We start from the raw sequence: 19,197 nt of genomic DNA on the forward strand, positions 1-19,197 counted from the left end.
CCTCGATCAGGTAGTGCTTATTGGTTTATTGGGGATGAGTTATGGGGTGGGTAAGGCCGCCCATGACCCATCTGAGGTCAAGCAATCAAAGGTAAGTTAGGTGCGAATATTAGTTGTTGAAGATGATCGAACCACCCAACAGTTTTTACAACGCGCTCTCAGTGAGCAGGGGTATCTGGTGGATGTTGCCAGTGATGGTCAAGCGGGGTTGTTTTTAGCCTTAGAGCATGACTATCAATTGTTGGTGCTGGATCGAATGTTACCTAAACTGGATGGTTTAAACCTGTTAAGCACTTTACGTGATGCCAATAAAACACTACCGGTGTTGATCTTAAGTGCCTTAGATAGTGTTGATGAACGGGTTAAAGGTTTGCGTCAAGGGGGAGATGATTATTTAGTGAAACCTTTCGCCTTAGCCGAGCTATTAGTGCGGATCGACATTCTGTTAAAGCGTCCGCGAGGCCCAGCTGCGTTCGCCAGCAATCGGCTTCAAGTTGCGGATCTTAGTATCGACTTGCTGGCGCGTCGGGTGTGGCGTGGTGAGCAGGAAATTTTACTGCAACCCAAAGAATTTAAGTTGTTACATTATTTAATGGAGCATGCAGGCCAAGTGGTGACCCGAACCCTATTATTTGAAGCCGTGTGGCATTATGATTTTGACCCCCAAACCAATGTGATCGATGTGCATGTGGCACGTCTAAGAAAGAAGGTAGAACTGGATGGCCATCGACCACTGCTTGAAACCGTTCGTGGTGTGGGTTACCGAATGCTGGCAAAATAATTTTAAAGCCAGCTCCATTTGGCGACTAACTGGTATTTATACCGGCTTATTGATGCTGGTGGTGGGTATTTTACTGTGGGTTCTTTACCAGCTGAGCGTGGGGCAGTTAAGTCGTAGCCAAGCCCAGCAAATTAGTCAGTTGTTACAGCAGCAAACCTTATTGGCTAAAGAGTTACAGCCAGCAGATTTTATTCGTCAGTTTGAGCTGCAAGCGGAGCAAGCTGGACAGTTTGTATTAGTCTTTATTAGCCCTGAGCGCAGCTATGGTCGTTTACAGAGTATTCCTTCCCAAATCAGTACTTGTCCGACGTTGAGCCGTTTTCCGGTGTATAGCTACAACGAAATTCGTTTATTTTCTGGTTGTGTTGAGTTGCTCAACACGGGTCGTTTGCTGGTGGCCACCGACGATGAAGCGCTGGTTGAGATGCGCGAGCGCTTCATTCACGCCAGTATGATTGCCTTAGCTTTGGCTCTGGCCTTGGGACTGCTTACCGGATGGTGGTTCTCGGCTCAGTTATTACGCCGAATTAACCGGATCAATCAAGTTGCTTTGGCCGTAGAGCAAGGGCAGCTGGATGCGCGAGTGCCCTTGAGTCGCCACCACGATGAATTTGACCATCTGGCGAAACATATGAACAAAATGTTGGCTCAGCTAGAGTACTCTTTTCAGGCGATTGCAGGGGTTACCGATGCGATTGCTCACGATTTACGAACCCCCTTAGGACGACTGCGATTGGCTTTAGAGCAAAGCCTCATTGATGTGGAACATCAGCGGCTGAGTTCGACGCAAGTATCCGCCATGTTAGCCGAATTAGACGGCATATTAGTCACTTTTAGCGCCATGTTAGAGTTGACTCGCTTGGAGCAGCACCAGCAACAGGCACAGTTTAGTGCCGTGGATTTAGTTCAAATTGCGGAGGATGCCATCGAGTTATTGTTGCCGGTAAGCCAACAGCAAGACCAGCATTTATGTTTGTTTAATGCTAGCGCGGCAAAGCCCTTGCAAGGGGATGCCAGTTTATTGTTTCGCGCGATCTATAACTTATTGGAAAACGCCAGTAAGTATGCCGGACCACAGACCCAAATTAGTTTTGAGTTCAGCGGTGATGGCTTTATCGTCAGTGACAATGGCCCTGGCATTCCCGAGATGGAAAGCGAGAAGGTCTTCCAACGCTTATATCGTTTGGAGAGTAGCCGTCATAGCCCCGGTTACGGTTTGGGGCTGCCCTTAGTTCGGGCGATTGTTGCTTTGCATGGTGGTGAGATTAAACTCAGCGATAACCAACCGGGACTTAGAGTCAGCGTGAGTTTTAGCCAAAATGAAGCTTTTGTATAAGCCGCCTGTTGGCAAAAGTAATGGCGGAATGTCCAGCCATTACCTGAGTACTTGGTGTTGGTTTGCTTCTCTGTTTTAGACACTCGCGCTAAGCGAGCGCCTTGCGATGGAGTACTCGCTTGATCAAGGTGAACAGAGCAATGCTTTCCCCAGAGAGTGACAACGCGAGTTGATTATCACTTAATCCCGGATCGACGGCTAAGCCTAATAGCGCATTTCCCAAATAAGCGGTGTTGGCATCGGGGCTAGAAGCCAAGGCCTGTAACGTAGTGAGAGTGCTGGTTTCGGTGGACTCATCGCCTTTGTAATGAGCAACGTGTAACGAGGCAGCTAAGCTGGCAAATTGATTCAGACTATCGCCGGTCAATCCCATTTGAGCCAGATAGCGACGATATAGGCTGAGCATACCTTGGTTGATAAAGTTTTCTTTATATTCGGCAAAGTTGCTCATGGAAGTGATGCTATCGATGAAGAGACTCGAGATATTGAAGCTTTGATTCGCGATGTTTACATCCACTAGACGATAAGGGCAGGGCGCAGTGACGGTGGAGCCTGTTTCTACATCATATAAAAGAGTTGAACCATCTCCATTATAATCAGCCATGCTGACATCTTGCGCATGAAAATGTCCGGTAAAAACTAAATTTAAGCCATAAGCTGCCAGCATCGCACCGACGGACTCATAGTCATCAATCAGGTATTCAGGGAAAATGGTCCGTTGGCTGGCAAAGTGCGCAACGAGGCCATGGTGTTGCATCCCAAACACTAATTTGTTTTGTGCCTGTGCTTCAGTGAGTAGTGGTTGTAGCCAACCCAGTAAATCATCAGATAAAGCGCCAGAGGTTTCCGGGGAGCCGAGACTGGCGTTATCTTGATACTTGCAAGAGTCTAGTGCGACTAACCAGACCCCGCTAGTTGGCTCGGCGATATAGCTCAAAGAGTTGTCGTGTCGATAGAGTGCTTGCTGGTAGCCAAAATCTGCATATAAAGAGGCAAATTGTTCAGCATTGACAGTTTCGACCGCGCTCGTTGTATCGCCATTAAAGGAGACCGCGTCGGGATTGTTGATGTCGTGATTGCCCGGTATGACATACACTTTTTTCCCCGCATCGCGTAATGGTTGTAATAATTCGAGTGCTTTTTGGTGACACACGAGCTCGCCATCTTTGGTAAGGTCGCCGGGGATTAACAATGCATCCAGCTCCGGTTGTTGCAGTAACTGCTGCACAATTGCACTTAAGATTTCACCGCTTTGGAGGAGCATTTTACGATCTTCTGCGAGGTAATTTTCAAGGGCCTGCCCAGTCGTACCTAATGCGAGGTTATAGACGTGAGGATCGGAGAGTACCGCAAAGCGCAGGGTGTCTGAAGCGCTGCGGCTTTGTGAGCTACTGCTCTGATGACATGCGCTTAAGCTGTGACCCAGAGTGATAGTAGAGCCTAGTAATGCAGTGGTCTTTAAAAATTTTCTTCGATTAAAATTAGTCATGAATTTTCTCTTTGATTGATGAAAGATGAATTCACGCTAGGCTGGTCGGATGACTATTGGGTGACAGAATTATGAAAGGCTTTTTTTTATTGATTTAGAACAAATAGATAATGAATTCAGGCTTAAATATGGTTTGAGAATTTTGAATTATTGTCTTTAGAACTTGGCGACTTATATTGATTCATCGCCACCGCCAATAGTAAGTAGATGACCGCCAACAACCATAAATGAGTAAAGTGGTTTTGCACTTCAGTAAAGCTGGCGCCCATTTGGTTGAGCTTTAATAGGCCCAGCACCATTGGTTTGGCGGGAACTAAATCGGCTAGCATGTTGATTGGCATCGGGATCGCGCTCTGTGGCCAAATAAATCCGCAGCCAAATACAATCGGCAGAGAACTTATCAAACCGACCACCGTGGCGTAATCGCGTTTTGGTAATAGGGTTGCGATACACATTGAAAAACCGCAGCTTGCAAGCAGAAAGGGCAGCAGCATGGCCGCGATGTCTGCCATATGTCCCCAGAGGTGAACCTGGTAATAATCAAGTACAAAACCAAGATAGAAGCAGCTGAGTACGCTGTAGAGGGCCACAAACAACAGGCTGCGTACCAGCACCAACTTCCAGGCGGGCACAAAGTGCAGATAATTGGGTTTGAGTGCAGGGCGACTGGGAGTGGCGTGTAGGCCTACGGCGATTAACAAAGTTTGGTGTAACAAGATAATAAAGACAGCGGGTAATACATAATCTAAATAGCCTTGATTGGCATTAAAAACCGGATTGCTACTCAGCTTGATGGGCGTGTGTGATTCGGCGGCACCTTTAAGGGGGATGCCTTCGATAAGCATTTTGCTGACCTTGGTTTGCGCCGCTAAAGTACCCGCGGTGGTACTTAGGCCTTCTACAATGGTGCTGTAAACTAAGAAATAAGAAGCATCGCCAGCATAGGAGAGCGCTGGAGAGCGGTCCTGCAATAGGTCACGATAAAAGTGTTTCGGGATCACCAGTAAGCCGCCAACACGGCGTTCCACTAGCAGTTGCTGAGCCTGTTCAATGCTGGCCACCTGTGCGCTTACTTTGATCAGTGGGCTGGCATCGACCATCCTAAGTAGTTGCCGACTGAACTGATTGCCATCGTGATTGACCACTGCTATCTGCTGTTCTCGAGGGCTTTGTTGCATATAGGGTCGTGGATAGAGAAAGGCATAAAACAGCAAGCCCCCAATGGCGGTGAGTAACAGGGCTCGATTGGCGAACAGCCGCCGTATCTCTAGCCGCAGCAATAGGTAGCTGTTCATGATACGGACTCATCAGGTTGTGATAATCCCTGAAAACGCAGCTTGACTAGCCATGCCGCGCTGACGAAAGCCAATAGGAATATCAGTAAGTGGCTGAGTGCGGGCAGTGATTGCAACACTGGTGCCCCATAGTTTGCCTGAGTGATTTGGATCTCGATGTAGTGGCAAACCGGAATTAAGCTTCGCCAGAATTGGGCAAACCAAGGCATATCACTCACTGGGAAGGTCACCCCCATAAAGGCGAAACTTGGCGCGGTGAGGGCGGCGGCGAAACTTAAAGCGCGAGCAAGATCTTCAAATAATAAGATAAACAGCAGGGCAATGGCTTGTGAGGCCAATACACAAAGCACTAAGGCCAGCAATAGGATGCTCCACGAGCCCCGCATTGGCCAGTCGAAGCTGGTAAACATTAGGCTACAAAACAACACTCCTTGTAGCCATAGCAAGGCGCCAAAAAATAATAGTTTAGCGGCAATTTTCTTGCTGGCATCCTTTTTAAGCCAAGACCGAAAACTTTGCTCACGCAGTTCTGCGCCAAGGGCGAGTACCATCACCACCATGCAGAGCACTTGCCAAAAAGCTGGTAGGGCTGCCGAAACGATAAATTGAGCGTAGTTGCTATTGCCGTTAAACAGCGCACTAATTTGGTTGCGAATGGGGACAGCTTGGGCCAGTGCTTGCGAGGTTTGAGTATTCCCTTGGCTGAGGACTCTGAGCAGTGCAACTTTGGCATTAAAAGTGGCGTGGCTTTTTTGCAATGCCGAGTTGATTTGCTTACCCACCACCATCAGTTGGCCATTATAATAGGCGGCCACGGTAGGTGCCTGACCCAGTTTGGTATGTTGTTCAAGCTGATTGGGGATAATGAGTAACGCGTTCACTTGACCAGTGCGGAGCAGGACCCCTGCCTCCACTTGGTCGGCTACACTCTGCACCTGCAAGCTTGGGCTGGCATCATAGTGGGCGATAAGGCTACGCGACAATTGGCTGTGATCATGGTCGACCACTGCGATGGTTAAATCTCGGGTAAGCCCTGCGGAAAAAATCCACCATAACAGTACAAATAACAGTAAGGGAACCCAGCTGAGCAAGGCGCTTAACCATGCATCTTGTCGCAGCTGGTGCCACTGTTGCGCCAGCAGTTGTGAAAAGCGAGGTGATGGTGAAGACATCAGCAGGTTTCGCCTAGTGTTCAAGAGTGATAATGGCACTCATGCCGACTCGCAGTTGCGGTACTGCTTGGGTGGGCCTCGCTTCAATTTCAAAGGTGCGCAGGTCAAACCCGGTGCGACTGTCGGTGGCCCGCCAGGTGGCAAAATCCCCCATTACCGCCACATGGGAAACTTTAAAATCAACCTGTTGATTATTTAAGGCGGGCAGCGTGGCACTAAACTGCTGACCTTTCTGAAATCGGCTGAGTTGATCTTCGCGCACATGTAAAATCAGCCAGGCATCTTGCATGTCGATGATTGAAACGACTGGAAAACCTGTAGGGGCTAGCTCGCCTTGCTGCAGCAAAATTTGACTGACTTCGCCAGCGTGCCAGCTTTTCACTAAGGTATCACTGGCATAGGCTTGCACTTCGGCCACTTTCCCTGCGGCAGCTCGCAGCTGTTCGACGGCGGCTTTTTTGGTTTCGTCACGCGCGCCAGCCTTGGCCATTTGATACATTTCGGATGCCGAATTTTCAGTGTAGCGGGCTGCTTGCCATTGGGTATAGGATTCGTCGCGTTTTTGCTCAGAGACCACACCGTCTTTAAAGAGGTTATTGACCCGTTGATAGGTCTTTTCGCTTAGCTGAGTGGCCGCTTGAGCTTTTTGCCATTGATCTTTGGCCGCTGATATTTCTTGGCTGCGAGCCCCATTTTCAGCCTGTTCGGCGATTGCCGACGCAGCTTGTTGACCGGCTTTGGCTTGCTCTAGTTTGGCTTCGAGTTCAGGACTGGTAATTGAGAAGATCAGTTGTCCTGGCTCAACCTGTTCACCCTTTTTAACCAAGACTTGATCGATCCGTCCCGCTACCTTTGAAGAAATGTTGTATTGCTGGGCCTCGATTTGCCCCTGCAGAGTTTGTGCCTGCGGTTGATAGGCTTGCCAAAAGGAATAGCCGACCCAAGCAATAATTGCCAGTAACGGTGCGATGGGTAATAGAGCGGAAAACTTACGCATAATCAGGCCTTAGTTAAATCGATAATATTGTGAAAACCGGTCCATTTCACCACTCAGTGCAGTGAGCTTAGCCAACGCGATAACATGATTATAAGCTGCCGATTGGCGTTGGGTTTTGACCTTCGCCTGAAATAGTTCAGCATCCACCACATCTAATGAGGTGGCTAAACCTTGGCTAAAAGCCTTGAGACGGATCCGCAGGTTTTCTTGCGCTAGGGCGAGGCTGGATTCCAGACCCTGATATTCTTCTAAGGCTTGTTCGGCTTCGCGGTAGGTTTTTTCAACGAGTAGGCTCAGGTCTCGCTGGGCTTGAGCATGTAAATAATGGATTTGGACAAGGTTGCTATGGGCGGCTTGTACTTTGCCCGAGCGACCGCTGTTATCGACTAAGGGCACTGATACGCCAAGGCCGACCATCCAGTCAGGCGAGACTTTAGCTGCCAGACTGTCTCCTTCGTAAAGTTGGTAGTTACCAAACATGTAAACCTCTGGCTGGTAAAGACTTTTGGCAATAATCTGCATGTTTTTGGCCTGCTCTGCCTTGCTGTCGAGAATCGCGAGGCCGGGGTAGCTGCTGAGTGTTTTTGACATAAAAGCTGCGAGGGCTGGGATGCGAGGTTCGGTAAATAGCTTGGTGGCCGGCTGGATCGCCGTGTCTTGATGTAATAGCTTACTTAAGGCGAGTTGCGCGATTTGGTAGTTGCGCAGCGCTTTTTTGGTATCAACTTTGGCCTTATCGTAGGATGCATCGGCCTGCAGACGTTCTACCAGCGCGATTTGTCCTTGTTGCTCTAGCTTCATCGCGTTGCGTCGATGTTTGGCGAGACCATCTTCGACTTCTTGGTAGGTTTGGGCGACCTGAGTGGTGAGAACCACGCCAAAATAGACGCGAGCCAAATCTTCAAACTTCGCCTGCTGTCGCATCGCTAAGATTTTAGCGGCTTCGATATGTTGTTCGCGCGCGATATCAATCGCGGCACCGCGTCGGCCGCCCAGGTAAAGCGGCCAAATAGCGCGGATGGAACTGGTGGTGATATTTTGCTCGGTGAAGTTGGTCGTCGTGGGTAACTGAAGTAGCGGTCCAAGAATTTGTGCCAGCACTGGGTCTAGGGCACTTGGGTCGAGCGAGGCCAGAGGTTCTAGGTCTTTGAGATCGAGCGCGATTGGTTTCTCCAAACGGGTATAGCTGCCGCTGAGATCTATTTTGGGGTAATACAGATCGGTCGCTGCATCACGCAAAGCCTCACTGCGCGCCAAATTGGCTTTATCGGCGGCTAAGCTGTCGTTATGTTGCAGTACTTGTTGCCAGGCCTGCTCGAAACTCATGGCCTGTGCTGTGGAGATCAAGATGAATGCGCTTGCGCCAAACCAGCAAGTCGCGGTAATCGCGCAGCGTAAAAAGTACCTCATCAGTATGGTCGATCCCTATCCAATTAGAATATTTACTCTAGCTTAATCCTTAAGGCTGGTTCAAGCCTTTCGTGGTTGCAATGTGCGTCTGGACAAGCCTTAGTGTAAATCCTTTTATAAGCCGATTACTGGGGCAGCGTCGCGTTATTTGCTAAGGATCTTGGCCACTGTTGATCATCATGAGATTGAGCAATAGCAGTTTTGTTTCAATTGACTGGCTCTTTACTCAATTTAGGCTCTGAGAGCCCGCGATAGATGGGAGTAGGAAGCAGGGCTTCAGTGGTGGTTTTGTCACGAAGCTGTGCTATTTGCTTATGTGCTTGTCTGGAAAAATAACAATAGAGATATCGACGCCACCATGACAGCTGATGTTGCAGCAGCTAAGACGAGATTGTGAAGCTGGGGCCATTGTCATGCTGGTGAAGCCTGCGAATAACAGGCTGGCATACCGAGTGGCCTTTGCTTGAGTAGCCGGCTTTTTAAGCTGATTTTTTTATTGTATTAGAGCACCAATTAATTCATAAATATCAAGCTGCTGCTTTAGCCTGCAAGCAATGCGCTGCAGATATCATTTGCTTAGGAGTAACAAAGACGATAAAAATGGAAACCAAGCGATTAATCCTTCGGCAATGGACTTGTGCAGATTATCGAGCGTATGCGCAATTGAATGCAGATCCCAGAGTGATGCGCTATTTTCCGGCAGTCCTTTCAACACCGGAAAGCGACCAACAAGCCAAGCGTATTCAAAATCTTATTTCAGAAAGAGGCTGGGGGTTTTGGGCCCTTGAGTTGAAATCGACGGGCCAATTTATTGGATTTGTTGGACTGCATCAGCAAGATGAAAATAGCGGCATTCCTGATGCGCCATTGATTGAAATTGGCTGGCGTTTATCTTCAGACTGTTGGGGACTCGGCTACGCCCCCGAAGCGGCGGAAAAAGCCTTGGAATTTGCCTTTTTAAAGTTAGCTGTGACTTCGGTGTATGCATTTACGGCAATACAGAATCGAGCCTCTCAGCGGGTGATGTTGAAATTGGGGATGCTAAATACTCAGCAAGATTTTAATCATCCTCAATTATCGGCTGGACATCGATTGGAGCGGCATTGCCTGTATCAAATCACGAAACAATAGTGGCTCGAAAAACAGCCTTTGTCGGTTTTTTCACAAGCAAAAAGCACCGGACTCAGCGCTTCGAAATCTTAGCGAACGATCATTTCCGTATGCTTAGCCTTTGGCTAAACAGGGAATAGCAAGGCAGAGCGGCAATTATGGATAAAGGGAGTTGTTTGTGTGGTTCGATTCAACGCAGATTAACTGGCGATATTAGCAACGTGATTCATTGTCAACGCAGATTAACTGCCGATTTACCGCGTTATCAAGAAGATGAATTCTCTCGTCAAAAATGCGACTCGCTTGGCTTGAGTCATGGAGCGCAGCTAATCAAGTAATCAGGAAGTATAAACTGTGAAGCAAATGATGAAATACGACAATAGCTTTGGAAAGTGGCTTTACTCGGACCTTTCATACCGTTTGAGAGGGCCGTCCCTATGCCAGTCTTAGCACTGCTTGCCGCTTGTGGTGCGGGTTTTCTTTGGGGAACGGGGGCATTGGTGGTGAACCTATTGGTGGCGCAGCATGGTTTCACGCCAGAGAATATATCATTTTGGCGTTTTGCGATTGGTTCTGTGGTTTTGCTTGGGATCTTTGGTAAAAACATTCATTGGCGCTTGGTTCAGCCGGTTTTAGGTCGCTTGACGATCGCTGGTATCGCAATGGCTGGTTATGTATTGTGCTGGTTTCTCGGCATCGAGCGGATGGGCGCAGCAGTGCCGACTCTGATCGCACTTTGCCTGCCTCCGGTTTTAGTGACTATGGTTGCGGTTGTTCGAGGCCAGGAAATCATTGACCGTCAACTCTTCAGCGTATTGGTTGCGGCGATTATTGGCACCATATTGATTGTGTTTCAGCATGGCGAGGCGAATACCGCGGCAGGTTTTAAAAATGTGGTCATCGGCATCGCTTTCTCGCTGGTATCGGCTTTTCTTTATGCTGGATTTTCGATGACTAGTGGCCGTTTGTCAAAGGTGTTAGGCGCGGGCCAGTCAACCACCTGCCTCACCGTCATTGCGACACTTGTGATGGCGATCTTTGGACTGTTTCGACCATTAAGCTGGCCAGTTGCGGTCCCACCACAAGCTTGGTTTCTATATTTGGGAGTGGTGACTGCGGCTCTGGCGCTGTTGGCATTTAGTTGGGGCGCTGCCAAACTGAGCCCAACAACCCTTACCGTCGCCACGCTTTTAGAGCCCCTCACTGCGGTAGTGCTCTCGGCTTTTATCCTCGGAGCTCAGATGAGTCACCTGCAACTGCTAGGCGGCGGATTGCTGATGCTCAGTATTTGGGTGCTTGGCAAAAGAGCTAGCACGGTTGATTCGTAGTGGAACGTCGCAATCTACGTTGGTACTTTAAAGTGAGCGACGGTCCGCTGCGGGTACACCGTATGACTGTTTATCGTTTGCCCCGAGAGCCGCTAAGCTGCAATAAACATAAAATCATCTAGATTAAAGTCTGGCCAGTCAGTTGGTGGCTAAGGTGTTATAAGTTTGCTGATGTAAATCCGATGGTTAAAGATTAGGAGTTATACCAATTGGGTCTCTGCTGGCAGAAAAACCTGACCAAAGATTAAGCTTTAAGCGCCTTACTTGGCTTTTTTAAGGGTTTGTTGATTTAACAGTTTGCGTAGGCTTCGAATGAAAACCTCACGGCTGCGACCTCTTCGGTAAATCATAGCGAAATGTGCCTGATAGCCAAATTCACTGGGTAATATCGGACGTAAACGTTGGTCATTGAGCCATGAGTCAGCGTAGTGCTCGGGTAGATAGCCGATATATTTTCCCGATAGAATAAGCGCCAATTGCGCCTCCATGCTTTCTACGGTGGCGGTACTATGACCAAAACCACGGCGTCTTAAATCTGCGGTATTCCAATAGCTACGTGTGACTAAGCCATAACCAATGATTTGCTCTCGGGTGGTCTGACGTTGCTCATATAAGGGGTGTAGGTCGCTGCAATAGAGCCAGTGTTGCTCGCGATATAACTTTTCAGAAATCACGTTGTTTACGCTGGAGGGATAATTACCGATGGCGAAGTCGAGTTGATTGTTTAAGATCCCCTCAATTTGCTCGTAAGGGCTACGGATTTGCAAGTTGAGATGTACTGCGGGATAAAGTTGATTAAATTGACGCAGTATCATTGGCAGTGATAAGGCGTTGTCCATCACGGTGGCGTCGAGTACCGCAATTCGAAAAGTACCCCCTTGATCGCCCTTCAGGGATTCAGCCTGACGTTCCAGTGCGTCAAATTCGTTTAATAATTTTAAACTTTGATGGAGAAACTGTTGGCCTTTTTCGGTTAATAAAAAACCAGAACGGCCACGTTGGCAAAGCACAAATCCTACGCGATTTTCTAGGTCACTCATGTAGTTACTAATCGCTGACGTTGTGAGGTTCAAAGCTTGCTGCGCCCCGGCATAACCTTGGTTTTGCACCACGGCTACAAATACCTCGATGAGTCGCATGTTGATGGATTTATTGTTTTTCAAGGGGCGCTCCGATGAACTTTTAGTTCAGTTTTTTGTGAAGTAATTATTTGTTATTTGCTATTTAACCGTCAAGTTTTGGTTTCTATGATGACTTTAAAGCTGCCATTGAGCAGCATTTCTATTCGCTGATTTATGAGGGAAGTCATTTATGTCGAAACTATATCATCAACCACAAAGTGGTAATGACATGCCTCGGTTTGCGGGCCGTTCCACCATGATGAGACTGCCATTTGTAGAGCAACTCGACAGTTTAGATGTGGCCTTCGTCGGCATTCCGCTCGATGTGGGAACCTCGTTGCGAGCTGGTACGCGCTACGGGCCGCGCCAGATCCGCGCCGAGTCGGTGATGATCCGTCCCTATAATATGGCCACCGGCGCAGCGCCCTTTGATAGTTTGTCGGTGGCTGATATTGGCGATGTACCGATCAATACCTATAGCTTGTTGAAGTCGGTCGAAATTATTGAACAGTACTATGACAACTTAGCCTGCTACCCCTTAGTTCCCTTGACCCTTGGTGGTGATCATACCCTGACCTTACCAATCTTGAGAGCGTTGGCAAAGAAGCATGGCCCCGTGGGCCTGGTACATGTGGATGCTCATACTGATACCAATGACACGATGTTTGGCGAGAAAATTGCACACGGTACAACCTTTCGACGCGCCGTAGAGGAAGGTCTATTAGATTGCCAGCGAGTGGTGCAGATCGGTCAACGGGCCCAGGGGTATGCGGCTGAGGATTTTCAATGGGGCGTTGATCAGGGCTTTCGTTTGATTACCGCAGAACAGTGTTGGCACCGCTCGCTCAGTCCGTTAATGGCGGAGGTAAGAGAGATGATGGGCCGCGGATCGGTTTATTTATCCTTCGATATCGATGGCATTGACCCCGCTTGGGCTCCGGGTACCGGTACTCCCGAAGTTGGCGGTTTGAGTTCGATCCAAGCGATGGAGGTGGTGCGCGGTTGTCGTGGGCTAAATCTGATTGGCGGCGACTTAGTGGAAGTATCTCCGCCCTATGATGTAAGCGGCAATACCTCCCAGTTAGCGGCCAATCTGTTGTATGAAATGCTGTGTGTAGTTCCCGGTGTGGACTATCACAAATAGGCGGTAAATAGGAGAGGCTAAGGTGATGCAATTAGATCTATTTCGAACACTGTGGGGCGTTGAGCAAGCCATCTCTGAGATAGCCGAAACGCTAAAACAGGAAGGTTATGTTGGGGTTGAAGCTCGAATTCCGCAGAGTCCGTCTGCAAGAGTACAATTGTGCCGAGATTTAAATGCGCAGCAATTGGACTATATCGGGATCCTGTTTACTGGCGGGGATGTCATTCCGCATCAGGGGGACGGACCAGAGCAACACTTGGAGCGCTTAGCCAGCGGTTTGGACGCCGCTGTCAGCTTGAATCCTCGTTTTGTGAATGTGCTGGCTGGAAATGATCGCTGGTGTTTGTCTGCGCAAGTTGATTTCTTCGCCGCTGCACAGCAGCTGGCTAATCAGCGAGGCATGATTTGCGCTTTCGAAACTCACCGCGCCACGTCACTCTATTCCCCTTGGGTAACCTTAGAATTGATCCGCCAGTTACCGGACTTACGCTTCACCACCGACATTAGTCATTGGGTGGTGGTGTGTGAACGTCTATTGAATGATCCAGCTGATGACCTTTCCGCATTTATTCGTCAGGTCCATCATATTCAAGCGCGAGTGGGTTACCCACAAGGCCCACAGACGCCCCATCCTGGTGCGCCAGAATACCAGCCTGCTCTAGATTTTCACCAACAATATTGGCAGAGCATATGGGAAGAGCAGCGTCGTCAGGGGTATAGCGTGACAACGATGACCACCGAGTTCGGCCCAGATGGTTATTTGCATCACCTGCCATTTACCGATGTTCCGGTGGCGGACCTGTGGTCACTCAATCAATGGATGGCGAAGCAACAGCGTTGTCATTTTGAACAATATAGTCAATCTATTTAGCCAGCTTCATTGAAGCTGTAGGAGTTTCTCATGGAAAAATCGAAAGTTCCTGTCTTTACGTCTATCCCCGTAGTGAATATTGCCGATCTGTTTGATAAGCAGCTTGAGAAACGTTGCGCGGTGGCCGAGCAGTTGGCACAGGCAGCACGTGATGTGGGCTTTATTTATCTCACGGGACACGGAATATCGGCAGAGCTGATTGCTGGATTAAGGAATGCGGCGAAACGATTTTTTGCACAAGACATGGCAGCTAAGATGGATTACTACATTGGTTCATCTAAAAGTCACAAGGGCTATGTACCAGAAGGCGAAGAGATTTATGGGACCGGCAAACCCGATCGTAAAGAAGCGTTTGATGTGGGCTTTCAGGCACCTGACGATCATCCTTTAGTGCAAGCCGGCACGCCGCTGATCGGTGCCAATCAATGGCCCGAGTTGGAGCACTTTAAACAACCCATATTGGAATATTATGCGCAAGTATTTGCCTTAGGTCGCCGGGTATTTTCGGGTTTTGCTCTTGCCCTGGGGCTGGACGAAGATTACTTCGATGCGATGGTGACTTGTCCGCCCTCTAAACTGCGTTTGATCCATTATCCCTTTGATGCCGAGGCAGAAGACGCACCCGGTATTGGTGCTCATACCGATTATGAGTGTTTTACCTTGTTACTTGCAGATCAAGCCGGGCTGGAAGTTTTAAATGAGGCGGGTGAGTGGATCGATGCGCCGCCTTACCTTGAAGATGGCGAAGAGGCCTTTGTGGTGAATGTGGGAGATATGTTGGAAGTGCTCACTGCTGGGCAGTTTGTTGCTACCGCACATCGGGTGCGTAAAGTGAGCCAGGAGCGTTATTCTTTCCCGTTATTTTTCGCCTGTGACTATCACACTCTGATTCGTCCTTTGGCTGACTTTCAGCAGCAAGCTGATCCTCAAGACTATCCAGAAATTAGTATTGGCGAGCATATGTATAGCCAAGCATTACAGACTTACCGCTACTTGCGCGAGCGAGTGGCAAACGGAGCGGTCTCTTTACCTGAAGGAGCCCGTGATGTCGCCAGTTTTGGCCATTTAAAAAAACACAGCGAGAGCGCTTAAATTATTACCAATCTTAAGGAAGAGACTTATGTTTAATACTCAAAAAACTTGGTTAGCCCGTCTAGCTGTTGTCGGTTTCGCACTGAGCGGACCATTGATGCATACCGTACAGGCGGCTGATTTACTGGCTGATGGAGAGTTTAAAGTTGGCATGGAAATTACTTATCCACCCTTTGAATCTTATGAGGGCGATAAAGTGGTTGGATTTGACCCTGAAGTATCAGCCTTATTGGCCGAGCAAATCAATGCTCAGCCTAAATTCATTGATAATAAATTTACCGGGCTGATTTTAGGTTTAGCTTCGCAAAAATTTGATGCGGTTATTTCTGGGATGTATGTGACGCCCGATCGTCTGAAGAAGGCGGATGCGATCCCCTACGCCCGAACAGGAGCATCGATCATGGTGGTTAAGGGCAGCCAGTTCCAGCCAAAAACCGAACAAGAACTATGTGGCTTGTCAGTGGGTTTACAACAAGGAACCACTTGGGTAAAAGCCTTAAATGAGCTTTCAAGCAGCTACTGTGAAGCCAATAGTAAACCTTTAATTAAGGTCCACGAGTTCCCTTCTGCGCCGGAGGTTTCTCAGGCTTTATTATCGAAAAATGTTGATGCTCAGCTGGAAATTGCCGGTGCGGCCAAGATGTTTGTTGAACGCACCAAAGGGCGGATAGAAATTAGCTCCCCTGATTTGGTTTATCCACAAACCCTAGGGATCTATGTCAAACAAGGGAATAGCCAATTAAAACAGGCCTTAGAGAGCGCTTTAGCGACGATTACCGCCAATGGTAGTTTTCCTGCCTTGCTTGAAAAATATGATTTATCGCCGGCGCAATAGTCGCTTCACGCGTATCAATATGGAGTGAATATGAGCTTGGATTGGAACTACTTTTTCTCGTTGTTCTCTATGGTGGCATTCTGGAAAGCCTGTGTCATTGTGGTTATATTGAGTACTTTATCTTGGAGTATCGGACTGGTATTGGGATTTGTGCTGGCCTGCTTCAAGATGTCTTCCAATCCTTGGTTCGCCTGGCCCACAAAGGTTTACATTTGGTTTTTTAGAAGTGTGCCCTTGTTGGTCGTTTTGGTCTTTGTATATAACCTGCCGCAGTTATTGCCTAACTCGGGTGCCCTGTTAGGCGTTCCGTTCATTTCTGGTTTGGTCAGTTTGGTGGTGACCGAGGCGGCATATATGGCTGAGATCCATCGTAGTGGTCTACTTGCGGTTGCCAAAGGACAGCGAGAAGCGGGACATGCTTTAAATATTGGGTTTTTAGGTATTCAGCGCCTCATTGTGATCCCCCAAGCTTTTCGTATTTCATTACCATCGATGATCAATGAATATGTCACGGTGATTAAACTCAGTTCATTGGTCTCGGCGATCTCTTTACACGAACTGCTAGCCACCGGACAACGGTTATATTCGCAGAATTTCTTAGTCTTGGAAACGCTATTGGCGGTTGCCGTTTATTACGTGATGATCGTGACGGTGTTTGGCTCAGTTTTACAATGGTTAGAGAGGAGAATGGATGTACCGTCGCGTAGCCCAGAGAGCCTAAGTGAAGCGCAATGTGCTGCTCTACGCCAAACGGCTCAGCCGCTAGGGGTCAATAAAGCCAGTGTTCAGACGGGCATGCCACCTGCGTTAGAAATTCAACAATTACGCAAGTCCTATGGCCAAAATACGGTGCTTAAGCAAGTTGATTTAAAAATTGCGCATGGTGAAGTGCTTAGCATTATCGGTCCCTCTGGCTCGGGTAAAACCACTTTGATCCGCACGATTAATCGTTTAGAGCAGATCGACAGCGGTGAAATCGTATTGTTTGGTGAAGACTATATTAAAGGCGGTGCCTTGGTTAACAAAAAAGCAGTACGGGCCGGGATGCTGCGGATTGGTATGGTTTTTCAAAGTTTCAACCTCTTCCCACATATGACGGCGCTCGATAACGTGATGCTGGCGGTTCGTTATCATGGGCAAGCTAAAAATCAGGATTTGAATCGGCGGCAGGCCCTTTTCCTATTGGATCGCGTGGGGCTACTGGCGCATGCCGAAAAATATCCGCACCAACTCTCTGGAGGACAACAGCAGCGGGTTGCTATCGCTCGCACCTTAGCCTTATCGCCAGATATTATTTTATTCGATGAACCGACTTCGGCGCTCGATCCAGAAATGGTTGGTGAAGTCTTAAAGGTGATACAAGATTTAGCCCGTGAGGGCATGACCTTAGTGATTGTCACCCACGAAATGGACTTTGCCTTGTCGGTTTCAGATCGGGTGGTGATGATGGAAAATGGATTACTTCAGGTGAATGCCAGTCCAGCGGAGATCATGCATGCTGATAGTGCGACACCTGAACTATTGCGAGTGCGCGAATTTATGGGGAGACAAACATGAGTTTAAATGTGTGTGAAGAACGACAGTTGCGTCGTGATTTGGCGGCGGCCTATCGTTTAGCGGCCATGTTGGGATGGGAAGATACAATTTATACCCACTTTTCGCTTCGACTCCCCGGATCTGGTGAGCCCAAGTTTCTGATTAATCCTTTTGGACTGATGTTTGATGAGGTTTCTGCGAGCGACTTAATTGTCGTGGATGGGCAAGGGAAGGTTCTTGGAGGACAAGCCGATTATAATCTTGCCGGTTTCACCATCCATAGTGCGGTGCATATGGCCCGCGAAGATGCGCATTGCGTGATGCATACCCATACATTGGCTGGGATGGCGGTGGCGGCCTGCGATCACGGCTTATTACAGTTGAATCAAATTAGCACCGAATTTTATCAAGGGATTGGTTACCATGCCTATGAAGGGGTGGCTTTTAATCTTGAAGAAAGAGCGCGTATTCAAGCTTCTTTGGCGGACCATATGGCGCTGATCTTACGCCATCATGGTTTGTTAAGTGTTGGTCATAGTGTTGCGGATGCTTTCCAAATTATGTTTTATTTGAACAAAGCCTGTGAAATTCAGCTGGCCTGTGCTCAGATTGCGGCACTGACGCCAGTCTCGACGATCCAAACTCAATTAAGCGACTATGCGAGCCAGCAGTTCCGCAAGGTGGCACACGAGCGTCAGGTGGTGTGGCAGGCTTGGCTGCGCAAGTTGGACCGGATGGATCGGAGTTATCTAGATTAATGAGCCAAACATCGATTCTAATTGCGAGTAATGACCGCGATTTTGCGGACTCGTTACGCCAAACTTTTATTGAGCAACGAGCGGATATAAGGATTTATTTGGACGGTGAAACTGGTGCGGATCAAGCTTCTGTTGCCGCGTGCTGGTATCCCGAGCAACAATTACTGCAACGTTATCCAGGCTTGAAAATGCTGCATTCGTTGGCCGCTGGTGTTGACCATTTGGGGCCAGATTTATTAGCTTGCGGTCTACCGGTTTGCCGTATTGTGGACTCACAGCAAAAGCAGGGCATGCTTGAATATGTCTTGTGGGGCGTGCTGCATTATCATCGTCATTTTGATCAAGCCTTGCACAATCAAAAGATACAACACTGGCAACGTTATCCTCAACGGCCCGCTCAGCAGCTCACTGTGGCAGTGATGGGGCTTGGCGAGATTGGGGCTCATGTTGCGTTAGGTTTGGCTCAATGGGGCTACCGAGTGGTGGGTTGGTCTCGCAATCAAAAATCCTTGGCGAAAGTAACGACTTATTGCGGGGAGTCTGCTTTCGCGGCGTTTTTAAATCAAGCAGATATATTAGTCAATTTGCTACCGCTGACCCCTTTGACTGCGGGGATTTTGAATGCTCAGTTATTTCAGAAACTGCCACTCGGAGCGGCTTTAATTAATGCTGGGCGTGGGGAACATGTAGTAGATGAGGACTTGATCGCAGCGCTCGATCAAGGACGTTTGCGCGGGGCGATTTTGGATGTCTTTGACGAAGAACCTTTGGCCGCAAAACATCCTTTATGGCTACATCCCAAGGTTTCTGTGACCCCCCATATGGCTTCTGAAGCGTCGAATACGGCAATTGTGACGCAGCTGCTGGAAAATACCCGTCGATTGGCCCAAGGCCTAGCTTTGCTGCATCAAATTTAGCCTGT

At 48.5% G+C, this 19,197-nt stretch carries 18 protein-coding genes; 12 read left to right on the forward strand and 6 right to left on the reverse strand.

Annotated features, from left to right (window positions below; translation table 11 throughout):
* Positions 1-100: 100 nt before the first annotated feature.
* Both ACRRSY_RS00465 and ACRRSY_RS00470 read left to right on the forward strand, forming a co-directional pair.
* Positions 101-781, forward strand: a complete 681-nt coding sequence (locus ACRRSY_RS00465; protein ID WP_432464139.1) for a winged helix-turn-helix domain-containing protein — start codon at positions 101-103, stop codon at positions 779-781.
* Entirely contained in the window at positions 720-2,117 is a 1,398-nt protein-coding gene (locus ACRRSY_RS00470) for a sensor histidine kinase (protein ID WP_432464140.1), read from the forward strand. Before ACRRSY_RS00465 ends, ACRRSY_RS00470 begins: the two co-directional genes overlap by 62 nt.
* A gap of 88 nt (positions 2,118-2,205) precedes the next feature.
* On the opposite strand, the gene ACRRSY_RS00475 is transcribed toward ACRRSY_RS00470, so the two are convergent.
* From ACRRSY_RS00475 to ACRRSY_RS00495, 5 genes are all read right to left on the reverse strand, one after another.
* The gene (locus ACRRSY_RS00475) at positions 2,206-3,606 is read right to left on the reverse strand and encodes a metallophosphoesterase family protein (protein WP_432460596.1); all 1,401 of its coding nucleotides are present in this window, start codon (positions 3,604-3,606) and stop codon (positions 2,206-2,208) included.
* A gap of 122 nt (positions 3,607-3,728) precedes the next feature.
* Complete coding sequence (locus ACRRSY_RS00480; RefSeq protein ID WP_432455165.1) at positions 3,729-4,901, reverse strand: ABC transporter permease; 1,173 nt, start codon at positions 4,899-4,901, stop codon at positions 3,729-3,731.
* Positions 4,898-6,073 (reverse strand): ABC transporter permease, encoded by a 1,176-nt coding sequence (locus ACRRSY_RS00485; RefSeq protein ID WP_432455164.1) that lies wholly within the window; start codon positions 6,071-6,073, stop codon positions 4,898-4,900. The genes ACRRSY_RS00480 and ACRRSY_RS00485 overlap by 4 nt, the downstream gene beginning before the upstream one ends.
* Positions 6,074-6,086: 13 nt before the next feature.
* Positions 6,087-7,070: an HlyD family secretion protein gene (locus ACRRSY_RS00490; RefSeq protein WP_432464141.1), complete on the reverse strand. Its 984-nt coding sequence runs from the start codon at positions 7,068-7,070 to the stop codon at positions 6,087-6,089.
* A gap of 9 nt (positions 7,071-7,079) precedes the next feature.
* A complete protein-coding gene (locus ACRRSY_RS00495) occupies positions 7,080-8,480 on the reverse strand; it encodes a TolC family protein (RefSeq protein ID WP_432464142.1) in 1,401 nt (466 codons plus the stop codon).
* A 600-nt stretch (positions 8,481-9,080) separates the two neighbouring features.
* Here ACRRSY_RS00495 and ACRRSY_RS00500 point away from each other — a divergent pair.
* The 3 genes from ACRRSY_RS00500 to ACRRSY_RS00510 all read left to right on the forward strand — a co-directional run bounded on the left by ACRRSY_RS00500 (position 9,081) and on the right by ACRRSY_RS00510 (position 10,918).
* Positions 9,081-9,611 (forward strand): GNAT family N-acetyltransferase, encoded by a 531-nt coding sequence (locus ACRRSY_RS00500; protein WP_432464143.1) that lies wholly within the window; start codon positions 9,081-9,083, stop codon positions 9,609-9,611.
* A 137-nt stretch (positions 9,612-9,748) separates the two neighbouring features.
* Entirely contained in the window at positions 9,749-9,928 is a 180-nt protein-coding gene (locus ACRRSY_RS00505; protein WP_432460600.1) for a hypothetical protein, read from the forward strand.
* A gap of 99 nt (positions 9,929-10,027) precedes the next feature.
* Positions 10,028-10,918: a DMT family transporter gene (locus tag ACRRSY_RS00510; protein WP_432464144.1), complete on the forward strand. Its 891-nt coding sequence runs from the start codon at positions 10,028-10,030 to the stop codon at positions 10,916-10,918.
* A 260-nt stretch (positions 10,919-11,178) separates the two neighbouring features.
* On the opposite strand, the gene ACRRSY_RS00515 is transcribed toward ACRRSY_RS00510, so the two are convergent.
* Positions 11,179-12,081, reverse strand: coding sequence for a LysR family transcriptional regulator (locus ACRRSY_RS00515; RefSeq protein ID WP_432464145.1), 903 nt, complete (start codon positions 12,079-12,081; stop codon positions 11,179-11,181).
* A gap of 148 nt (positions 12,082-12,229) precedes the next feature.
* On the opposite strand from ACRRSY_RS00515, the gene speB reads away from it, so the two are divergent.
* The 7 genes from speB to ACRRSY_RS00550 are packed head-to-tail and all read left to right on the forward strand — an operon-like array spanning position 12,230 to position 19,192.
* Entirely contained in the window at positions 12,230-13,183 is a 954-nt protein-coding gene (gene speB / locus ACRRSY_RS00520) for an agmatinase (protein WP_432464146.1), read from the forward strand.
* A 25-nt stretch (positions 13,184-13,208) separates the two neighbouring features.
* Complete coding sequence (locus ACRRSY_RS00525; RefSeq protein WP_432464700.1) at positions 13,209-14,054, forward strand: sugar phosphate isomerase/epimerase family protein; 846 nt, start codon at positions 13,209-13,211, stop codon at positions 14,052-14,054.
* A gap of 30 nt (positions 14,055-14,084) precedes the next feature.
* Entirely contained in the window at positions 14,085-15,146 is a 1,062-nt protein-coding gene (locus ACRRSY_RS00530) for an isopenicillin N synthase family dioxygenase (protein ID WP_432464147.1), read from the forward strand.
* 28 nt (positions 15,147-15,174) lie between these two features.
* Complete coding sequence (locus ACRRSY_RS00535) at positions 15,175-15,981, forward strand: transporter substrate-binding domain-containing protein (RefSeq protein ID WP_432464148.1); 807 nt, start codon at positions 15,175-15,177, stop codon at positions 15,979-15,981.
* Between the two features lie 30 nt (positions 15,982-16,011).
* Entirely contained in the window at positions 16,012-17,538 is a 1,527-nt protein-coding gene (locus tag ACRRSY_RS00540) for an amino acid ABC transporter permease/ATP-binding protein (protein WP_432464149.1), read from the forward strand.
* Positions 17,535-18,275: a class II aldolase/adducin family protein gene (locus tag ACRRSY_RS00545; RefSeq protein WP_432464150.1), complete on the forward strand. Its 741-nt coding sequence runs from the start codon at positions 17,535-17,537 to the stop codon at positions 18,273-18,275. The genes ACRRSY_RS00540 and ACRRSY_RS00545 overlap by 4 nt, the downstream gene beginning before the upstream one ends.
* Positions 18,275-19,192 (forward strand): 2-hydroxyacid dehydrogenase, encoded by a 918-nt coding sequence (locus tag ACRRSY_RS00550; protein WP_432464151.1) that lies wholly within the window; start codon positions 18,275-18,277, stop codon positions 19,190-19,192. Before ACRRSY_RS00545 ends, ACRRSY_RS00550 begins: the two co-directional genes overlap by 1 nt.
* The last annotated feature ends 5 nt before the right edge of the window (positions 19,193-19,197 follow it).

Origin of the sequence: Agarivorans sp. QJM3NY_33, assembly GCF_050870865.2 — a bacterium.
Lineage (GTDB): Bacteria > Pseudomonadota > Gammaproteobacteria > Enterobacterales > Celerinatantimonadaceae > Agarivorans.

Excerpts from the sequence above, each read along its gene's own strand:
- ACRRSY_RS00470 (WP_432464140.1), top strand. The coding sequence starts at position 720 with ATGGCCATCGACCACTGCTTGAAACCGTTCGTGGTGTGGGTTACCGAA.
- ACRRSY_RS00475 (WP_432460596.1), bottom strand. The coding sequence starts at position 3,606 with ATGACTAATTTTAATCGAAGAAAATTTTTAAAGACCACTGCATTACTA.
- ACRRSY_RS00480 (WP_432455165.1), bottom strand. The coding sequence starts at position 4,901 with ATGAACAGCTACCTATTGCTGCGGCTAGAGATACGGCGGCTGTTCGCC.
- ACRRSY_RS00485 (WP_432455164.1), bottom strand. The coding sequence starts at position 6,073 with ATGTCTTCACCATCACCTCGCTTTTCACAACTGCTGGCGCAACAGTGG.
- ACRRSY_RS00490 (WP_432464141.1), bottom strand. The coding sequence starts at position 7,070 with ATGCGTAAGTTTTCCGCTCTATTACCCATCGCACCGTTACTGGCAATT.
- ACRRSY_RS00495 (WP_432464142.1), bottom strand. The coding sequence starts at position 8,480 with ATGAGGTACTTTTTACGCTGCGCGATTACCGCGACTTGCTGGTTTGGC.
- ACRRSY_RS00500 (WP_432464143.1), top strand. The coding sequence starts at position 9,081 with ATGGAAACCAAGCGATTAATCCTTCGGCAATGGACTTGTGCAGATTAT.
- ACRRSY_RS00505 (WP_432460600.1), top strand. The coding sequence starts at position 9,749 with ATGGATAAAGGGAGTTGTTTGTGTGGTTCGATTCAACGCAGATTAACT.
- ACRRSY_RS00510 (WP_432464144.1), top strand. The coding sequence starts at position 10,028 with ATGCCAGTCTTAGCACTGCTTGCCGCTTGTGGTGCGGGTTTTCTTTGG.
- speB (WP_432464146.1), top strand. The coding sequence starts at position 12,230 with ATGTCGAAACTATATCATCAACCACAAAGTGGTAATGACATGCCTCGG.
- ACRRSY_RS00525 (WP_432464700.1), top strand. The coding sequence starts at position 13,209 with ATGCAATTAGATCTATTTCGAACACTGTGGGGCGTTGAGCAAGCCATC.
- ACRRSY_RS00530 (WP_432464147.1), top strand. The coding sequence starts at position 14,085 with ATGGAAAAATCGAAAGTTCCTGTCTTTACGTCTATCCCCGTAGTGAAT.
- ACRRSY_RS00535 (WP_432464148.1), top strand. The coding sequence starts at position 15,175 with ATGTTTAATACTCAAAAAACTTGGTTAGCCCGTCTAGCTGTTGTCGGT.
- ACRRSY_RS00540 (WP_432464149.1), top strand. The coding sequence starts at position 16,012 with ATGAGCTTGGATTGGAACTACTTTTTCTCGTTGTTCTCTATGGTGGCA.
- ACRRSY_RS00545 (WP_432464150.1), top strand. The coding sequence starts at position 17,535 with ATGAGTTTAAATGTGTGTGAAGAACGACAGTTGCGTCGTGATTTGGCG.
- ACRRSY_RS00550 (WP_432464151.1), top strand. The coding sequence starts at position 18,275 with ATGAGCCAAACATCGATTCTAATTGCGAGTAATGACCGCGATTTTGCG.